At 33.2% G+C, this 7,446-nt stretch carries 6 protein-coding genes; 5 read left to right on the forward strand and 1 reads right to left on the reverse strand.

The window, feature by feature from the left end; translation table 11 throughout:
* Positions 1 to 275: 275 nt before the first annotated feature.
* Together oxlT and CLRAG_RS16020 are read left to right on the forward strand one after the other, a co-directional pair.
* Complete coding sequence (oxlT, locus tag CLRAG_RS16015) at positions 276 to 1,577, forward strand: oxalate/formate MFS antiporter (RefSeq protein ID WP_065079321.1); 1,302 nt, start codon at positions 276 to 278, stop codon at positions 1,575 to 1,577.
* A gap of 165 nt (positions 1,578 to 1,742) precedes the next feature.
* Positions 1,743 to 2,072 (forward strand): thioredoxin domain-containing protein, encoded by a 330-nt coding sequence (locus CLRAG_RS16020; RefSeq protein WP_065079322.1) that lies wholly within the window; start codon positions 1,743 to 1,745, stop codon positions 2,070 to 2,072.
* A 117-nt stretch (positions 2,073 to 2,189) separates the two neighbouring features.
* On the opposite strand, the gene CLRAG_RS16025 is transcribed toward CLRAG_RS16020, so the two are convergent.
* Positions 2,190 to 4,193 carry an FAD-dependent oxidoreductase gene (locus CLRAG_RS16025; protein ID WP_065079323.1) on the reverse strand — a complete coding sequence of 668 codons (2,004 nt, stop codon included), beginning with the start codon at positions 4,191 to 4,193 and terminating at the stop codon, positions 2,190 to 2,192.
* 499 nt (positions 4,194 to 4,692) lie between these two features.
* Here CLRAG_RS16025 and CLRAG_RS16030 point away from each other — a divergent pair, with 499 nt between their 5' ends.
* The 3 genes from CLRAG_RS16030 to CLRAG_RS16040 are packed head-to-tail and all read left to right on the forward strand — an operon-like array spanning position 4,693 to position 7,309.
* Entirely contained in the window at positions 4,693 to 6,009 is a 1,317-nt protein-coding gene (locus CLRAG_RS16030; RefSeq protein WP_065079324.1) for a peptidase dimerization domain-containing protein, read from the forward strand.
* A 42-nt stretch (positions 6,010 to 6,051) separates the two neighbouring features.
* Positions 6,052 to 6,855, forward strand: coding sequence for a DUF3100 domain-containing protein (locus CLRAG_RS16035; RefSeq protein WP_065079325.1), 804 nt, complete (start codon positions 6,052 to 6,054; stop codon positions 6,853 to 6,855).
* A gap of 1 nt (position 6,856) precedes the next feature.
* Positions 6,857 to 7,309 (forward strand): hypothetical protein, encoded by a 453-nt coding sequence (locus tag CLRAG_RS16040; RefSeq protein WP_065079326.1) that lies wholly within the window; start codon positions 6,857 to 6,859, stop codon positions 7,307 to 7,309.
* The last annotated feature ends 137 nt before the right edge of the window (positions 7,310 to 7,446 follow it).

Genomic DNA, 7,446 nt, shown 5'->3' on the forward strand with positions numbered 1-7,446 from the left:
ATATATTAAATATCAAGGGAGATTTAGTCACCTGCAGCCAGAACATATCCAAAAGCTTCAACAATTTGCAAATCAACGTTTGAAGGAAGTTGGAGTAGAAAATACTATATCCCAAACAATAGAATAAAAAAGTCTTAAAATAAAGGGTGAGTTACTAAAATAATATAATTATAAGATTATTTATATTATGTAACCTCGGATCAATCAAAAGATTGTTCCGGGGTTAATATTAAATAATTTACAAAACTGAATATAGTTTAAAGGAGGAGAAATGCATGTCTGATATTGATGAAATAAAGACAAAAAGCATTAATGAATATGGACCAATTCTTGGTAACCGTTGGATTCAACTTGTTGTTGCGTTTGTATCTATGGTAATGATTGCAAATCTTCAATATTCTTGGACTTTGTTTTCAATTCCATTATCTAAACATATAGGTACTTCTCTAGTAGTCATACAATATGCTTTTACAATATATATTATTATGCAAACTTTTTCTCAACCTATTGCTGGTTATTTACTCGACAGGGTTGGATCAAACATGATGTTTATCTTAGCAGGTATCTTAGTTGGCATAGGATGGAGTATGATGGGCCAAACTCATTCAGTTACTGGTATTTATTTTTTCTATGCATTAGCTGGAATTGGAGCAGGAATTGTTTATGGCGGAAGTGTGAGTATAGCAGTTAGATGGTTTCCGGATAGGCGAGGTCTTTGTTCTGGGCTAATAGTAGCAGGATATGGAATGGGTTCAATGCCTTTTATTCCATTAATTTCACGTATGCTATCAAAAGGAAATGTTTCTGTACCATTTATATATACAGGAATACTTCAAGGTATTGTGATTGTAATTGCAGCAATACTTTTACGTTATCCTGTTGGTTCAAAGGTTATTACTAAAAAAGAGAAAAAGGAAGCAATTGCAAAATTGGACCAATCAGAAATTGGATTCAAGCCTTCAGAAATGGTAAGAACTCCTCATTTTTGGCTTACATGGTCAATGTTTTTTAGTATTAATGTTGGAGGTCTTATAATAACAGCTAATACAACACCATTTGGTAAAAGAATGGGCATTGCTGCTACATATATAACACTGGCTGTAACTATGAATTCTTTTGCTAATGGAACCAGTAGATTTTTCTGGGGATGGATTTCAGATAAAATAGGTCGATATAAAACTATGGCTATCGGTTTTGGATTAAATGCAATATTTCTATTTCTATTACCGATATTAGGAAGTAAAAGCAACATTTTATATGTGATATGTTTAGCATGTGTAATGTTTACATTTGGTGAGGCTTTTTCACTGTTCCCATCAGTAAACGCAGATATGTTTGGAACGACATACTCTGCTGCTAATTATGGAATTTTGAATAGTGCCAAAGGAACTGCATCACTTCTAGGTGGCGGCCTAGGTGTATTTCTTGCAAGTTCCTTTGGGTGGAATATTGTATTTTCAGCTGCTGCTATACTTTCATTATATGCATCTATAATGTCGATAGTTTTACCTAAAATACCAAAACCTAAAAGAAAAGAAATCATCACAAATGAAAACAAACCTGTCACGATTTCATAACATTTAGTATATGCCCCCGTAAAACTTTATTAATAGGGAATATGCTTTTCCGATACTTCTTCTGTTTCTTGTAGTATATCATAATACTTAAGCAATTGCAATGGTATTTGGTATACCAAGTGCTATTTAACATTAAATTATTTATTAGAATGGAGGGAAAAGTTAATGACAAAAAAATTAGATGATAAAAATTTTGAAGGGTTCATAAAGGACAGTTTCTATTCTACAGTGGGTTTTTATGCTCCTTCTGTAGAAAATCAGGATAAGATGATTGAGGTAATAGAGCAGTTTTCAAAAACCCATGGTAGTGTAAGCTGCGGTATAATGGACATTACCGGACAAAATATACCTGATGAATATGGAATTGGTGAAGATGAAACCCCCATAGTCGTTGTGTTCAAACAGGGAAATCCTTTTAAAGCTATAACAGATATCTCAATTGAAAATATTGCAAATGCAATTACACCACCAGGTAAAAACATAACTTTACAATAAGAAACATATTGAATCTAAATGAAAACAGGGAATACAAGGATATTAAAAAAAGTATACTTGTATTCCCTAAAAAAATTAATCTTACTTCTCTGAATTTTTGCTTAGAGTATTTATATTTTAGCAGTTGAGAGCAATTTCGTTGGCACTCCAAATTGCATCCATTATATTAGCAGCTTGGTATGCATCTCCGATTAAGTATAGGTCAGTTATCTTTCCGTTAAGCTTGTTGTATAATTCTCTGTCTGATTTAAATCCAACGGCAATTGCGACGGTATCTGCAGATACTTCTTGTTTTTTAAATTTATTATTAATAAGTACTGCACCTTTGTCGGTTACTTCCAACAGTGAATTACTTGTAATGGTTTTTACGTTATACATATTCAAAAGATCTATAAGCATGATTTTGTTCATATGTGGAATTGGTTTCCCTGCACTTAATATTGTATCTTTTGCTTCAACAATGGTAACATTTTTACCTTGTTTTGCAAGATAAAGTGCAGCTTCACAGCCTACAAGTCCGCCACCTACAATAAGTACGTTATTGCCAACTTTTTTAGTACCATTTAAAAGTTCCACAGCTGTTATAACTTTATCTTTTTCTATACCAGGAACATTGATTTTAATTTCTTTTGCACCAGTTGCAATTATAACTACATCCGGTTTTTCTTTTTCTACAAGTTCTTCTGTTACTTTTGTATTGAAATTAACTTTAACTTCAAGTTCCTTTATTTCATTCTTATACCAATCAATTAGCCTTCTGTCATCTACTTTGAAATCAGGTACGGAACCGGGAATGATCACTCCGCCGAGTTTATCTGTACCTTCATAAATTGTAACATCATGTCCTCTCATTTTTATAATTCTAGCTGCTTCCATCCCGGCAACTCCACCTCCTACAACCATAACTTTCTTTGGTGTAAGTGTAGGTTTTATTTCATAATACCTTTCTCTGCCGACAGCTGGATTTACTGTACAGCTCAAAGGTTTTCCTTCAAATCCTCTGCCAAGACATCCAGTATGGCATCCAATACAAGGACGAATTCTTTCAGAATTATTTGAGAGAACTTTTTTTGGCCAGTATGGATCTGCTAGAAGTGGCCTTCCAAGTCCAACCATATCTGCTGCTTCATCGTCAAGAGCTTTTTCTGCATCCTCTGGTATACCTAATTTTCCTGCAACTATAACTGGAATTTTTACAACTTTTTTTAATTCTTTGGTATAAGGTAAATATAATCCGTTCTTTTGGTAAATAGGGGGATGTGACCAGTACCATGCATCATATGTTCCTACATCTGTATTGAGTTCATCATATCCTGCTGCTTCGAGGATTTTTGCTGCATTAAGGCCTTCTTTTAAGTCACGACCTTTTTCAACGTAGTCTTCATCTGGGAGCCCTCCCTGCCTCCAGTCTTTTATGCAGCTTTTTACGCTGTATCTTAAGCCTACTGGAAAGTCATCTCCTAACCTTGCTTTTATTCCCTGAACTATTTCTATAGGGAGCTGGAGTCTTCCTCTTAAATCTCCACCATATTTATCTGTTCTTCTATTGAATATGGAAAGTGTAAACTGGTCAAGCAAGTAGCCTTCATGTACAGCATGTATTTCAACACCATCAAAGCCTGCTTTTTGAGCAATATCTGCACCTTCAATGAACTTTGAAACTATCCATTCTACTTCTGAAGTGGTAAGTGCTCGACAGGTAACAGTTGGATCCCAATAATTTGGAATATCTGAAGCAGAGACAGGTTGAGATGTTAAAAGTGTTCCTGGAGCCCCGCTTCTTCCAAAGCCCATTGTCAGTTGCAAAAATATTTTTGCACCATAAGCATGAACTCTTTCTGTCATCTCTGAGGATGTCATTAGAAATCTTCCTGGGTTTATTGAAATAACAGGAATGATACCTGGTACAACCTTATCTAATTCATTTTCAACTTTAGTAATACTTGTTATAATAAGGCCAGTACCGCCTTTGGCTCTTTCTACATAATAGTCAATAGCCCTTTGATTATAGCAACCTTCATTATCCACAAGTCCAAAAGCTCCCATAGGTGCCATTGATATTTTATTTTTTACTTCCATCTTCCCTATTTTAATAGGTTGAAACAAAGATTCATTTTTCATAATAACTTACCTCCCTCTATTTATTTTTCCTAATTTACTTGATTATACTACTAAAGATAGAATATTGTTAATAAAATATCAATATTAAATTCGAAAGATTCTGGCTATTTACGGTTAAAAAGTTTAAATTTTTTATATAATATTATAAATTAAACGTTATTTTGAGATATTACTTTATTATCCTATGTATTAGACAGTTAAGTACAAAAAATATTACAAAATCATATTTATAATTGACAAAGTATTAACGAGACTAAAGTAGCAATTTTTATATCGTTTTTTGCCGAAAATAAATTTGTCATAAAATGTGCTATAATTGTATTTATCCGATTGCTACCATTGCTAACTCCCCATCTTCTTCAAAGTGGGGAGATAAGCACTGCTACGCACCTGGATAAGTTCTTCTAAGGTTCAGATGGAGAAAAGGTATTTCCTTATAAACAAACTCCATCTGAACCTAAGAATCACTTGATAAATCAAATTTAGGGGGCATTACATAATGGAAGAAGAAGAGATTAAAAAATTAAAGGAGTTGGTATGTAGTACAATTGAAAAAAATACAGAAAAAATAATAAGTTTCGCAAAATCTGTAGAAAAAGAACCAGAATTAGGATTTAAGGAGCAGAAAACATCAAAGAAAGTAAAAGAAATTTTTGACGAAATAGGTTTGAACTATCGAGATGGACTTGCTTTAACTGGAGTGAAGGCAAAATTAAAAGACCAGTGTGAAGGTGTAAATGTAGCTGTACTTGGAGAGTTAGATGCAGTTATATGTAGAGGAAATAAAAATTCAAATCCAGAAACTGGGGCAGCTCATACTTGTGGTCATCATCTTCAACTAGGAGCTTTAATTGGTGCTGCTGTAGGATTAAAGCTTTCTGGAATTTCAGACAAGTTAGATGGAAATGTAACTTTTTTTGCGGTACCTTCAGAGGAATGCATTGAATTTGACTACAGGGAAAAACTTCGAAAGCAAGGAAAACTTCACTTTTTTGGAGGAAAACAACAGCTTATATATGAAGGTGAATTTGATGATGTAGATATAGCTATGATGATGCACTCTCTAAAAAATAGTCCTAAACCTACTGTTTCAATAGGTAAATCCAGCAATGGATTTGTTGCAAAGACAATACAATATATAGGAAAAGTAGCTCATGCTGCTGAAGCACCAGATGAAGGTGTAAATGCGCTAAATGCAGCAATGTTGGGATTAATGGGTGTAAATGCTCTTAGGGAAACTTTTAGAGATGAAGATTATATAAGATTTCATCCTATTATTACAAAAGGAGGAGATGTAGTAAACAGCGTTCCTGATGATGTAAGAATTGAAAGCTATGTGCGAGCAAGAACTATAGATGCCATGGTAAAAACCAACAAAAAAGTTGATAGAGCGCTTAAAGCTGGGGGAGATGCAGTAGGTGCAAAAACAGTTATTAAAACTATACCAGGTTATCTACCTCTTGAGTGCTGTGCTAAATTAAATGATATATATAAAGGTAACTGTAAGGGATTTCTTCCTGAGGAAAGCATTTTAGATGGAGGACATTTTTTTGCTTCAACAGACATGGGAGATATATCTCAGTTAATACCAAGCATACACCCTTATGTAGGCGGTGTAAGTGGAAACTTACATTCAAAGGAATTTAATGTAGAGGATTATAGGGCAGCTTGTATTCTGCCAGCTAAGTTATTTGCAATGACAGTAATAGATCTTTTAGTTAATGGTGCGGAAAAAGGTAAAAATATAGTAAAAAATTTCAAGCCTAAGTTTTCTAAGGAAGAATATTTAAAGATAATGGATGAGTTTAATAATTAACATAAATTCATTTTAGCTAAAAAATTATTAGGGGGCAAAATAATGTTAAAAAAGTATTTTAAAATTTTTATCCTAGCTCTTATATTAGTTGTAGTAACAGAGCTAATAGGTCAAAAGAAAATAAAACTAGGACCAGGATATCTTGTGTTTTTACCAATGCTTTATGCATTAGTTATCGGAATAATTATAAGTTTACCTAAGTTAAAAATTATGTCGGAAGATGAAATGAAGCTATCAAATGATATTATGGGAATTGTAGTAATATTATTTGTTGCAAAAATAGGTGCTACAATGGGACCTTCTATTGTTATGTTGGTTAAATCAGGATGGGCACTTTGTTTCCAGGAACTCGGTCACTTTTTAGGTACAGTAATTTTAGGACTTCCAATTGCTCTTTTACTTGGACTTAAACGTGAAGCAGTAGGAGCTACTTTCTCTATTGATCGTGAACCTAATATTGCAATTATTGCAGAAAAGTATGGTATGGATTCTCCAGAAGGACGTGGAGTAATGGGAATTTATATTTGTGGAACTTTATTTGGTGCAATTTATATAGGACTTCTTGCTGGATATATTGGATCAGTAAAAATATTTAATCCATTGGCACTAGCTATGGGATCAGGGGTAGGATCTGGAAGTATGATGGCTGCAGCTTCAGGAGCTATTACTGCTGTTTTCCCTGCAAAGGCTAAGGAAATAGCTAGTTTTGCAGCAGCATCTAATTTAATAACAACTATAGTGGGAATATATTTTACACTATTTGTTTCTTTACCAGTTGCCAATAAATTATATGATTGGTTAGAACCTAAAATCGGAAGAAGCAGCAAAAAGAGAGGGGAAATGTAGCATGAAAAGACTTATTCAGGAAGCATTTATTTTATTTTGGGTTGGAATAATTGCTTTAATAGGCAATACTATAAAAAATAAGGTTCCTTTAAAGATAGGAATTATCGGTATGGCTATATTAGTAGCTATTACTTTAATTGGTATTATAATTAAAAAAATTGTACCTGCTAATATTCCTACAGTGTTTTGGGTATCTATAGTAGCTGTTTTGGTTACAAGCCCTCTTAATCCCTATGGTGCTTTTTTGGACAAACAGTATTTAGAAAAAATAGATATGATTGCTCTTACTACTCCAGTTTTAGCTTTTGCCGGTTTGTCTTTGGGCAAGGATTTAAAACTTTTTAAATCCTTAAGTTGGAAGATAATTATTGTAGCATTAACTGTTTACACAGGCACTTTTGTTTTTGCTACTATGATTGCACAAATTGTTTTAAAAGCTACAGGACAAATATAGATTTTTTATAATTATAGGGTTTCTAAGTGATAATTTAACTTATACTAGGAAACTTCTAGCATAAGCTAATGAATGAATCTTAGCAAAATTAGAATTAAGTTCGTCAAAAAGAATTTTAATATCTGATACTAATTCCC

This window comes from Clostridium ragsdalei P11 (assembly GCF_001675165.1).
Taxonomy (GTDB): domain Bacteria; phylum Bacillota; class Clostridia; order Clostridiales; family Clostridiaceae; genus Clostridium_B; species Clostridium_B ragsdalei.

Bases quoted from the DNA above. Each gene is read 5' to 3' on its own strand.
- CLRAG_RS16025 (WP_065079323.1), bottom strand. From the start codon at position 4,193: ATGAAAAATGAATCTTTGTTTCAACCTATTAAAATAGGGAAGATGGAA.
- CLRAG_RS16030 (WP_065079324.1), top strand. From the start codon at position 4,693: ATGGAAGAAGAAGAGATTAAAAAATTAAAGGAGTTGGTATGTAGTACA.
- oxlT (WP_065079321.1), top strand. From the start codon at position 276: ATGTCTGATATTGATGAAATAAAGACAAAAAGCATTAATGAATATGGA.
- CLRAG_RS16020 (WP_065079322.1), top strand. From the start codon at position 1,743: ATGACAAAAAAATTAGATGATAAAAATTTTGAAGGGTTCATAAAGGAC.
- CLRAG_RS16035 (WP_065079325.1), top strand. From the start codon at position 6,052: ATGTTAAAAAAGTATTTTAAAATTTTTATCCTAGCTCTTATATTAGTT.
- CLRAG_RS16040 (WP_065079326.1), top strand. From the start codon at position 6,857: ATGAAAAGACTTATTCAGGAAGCATTTATTTTATTTTGGGTTGGAATA.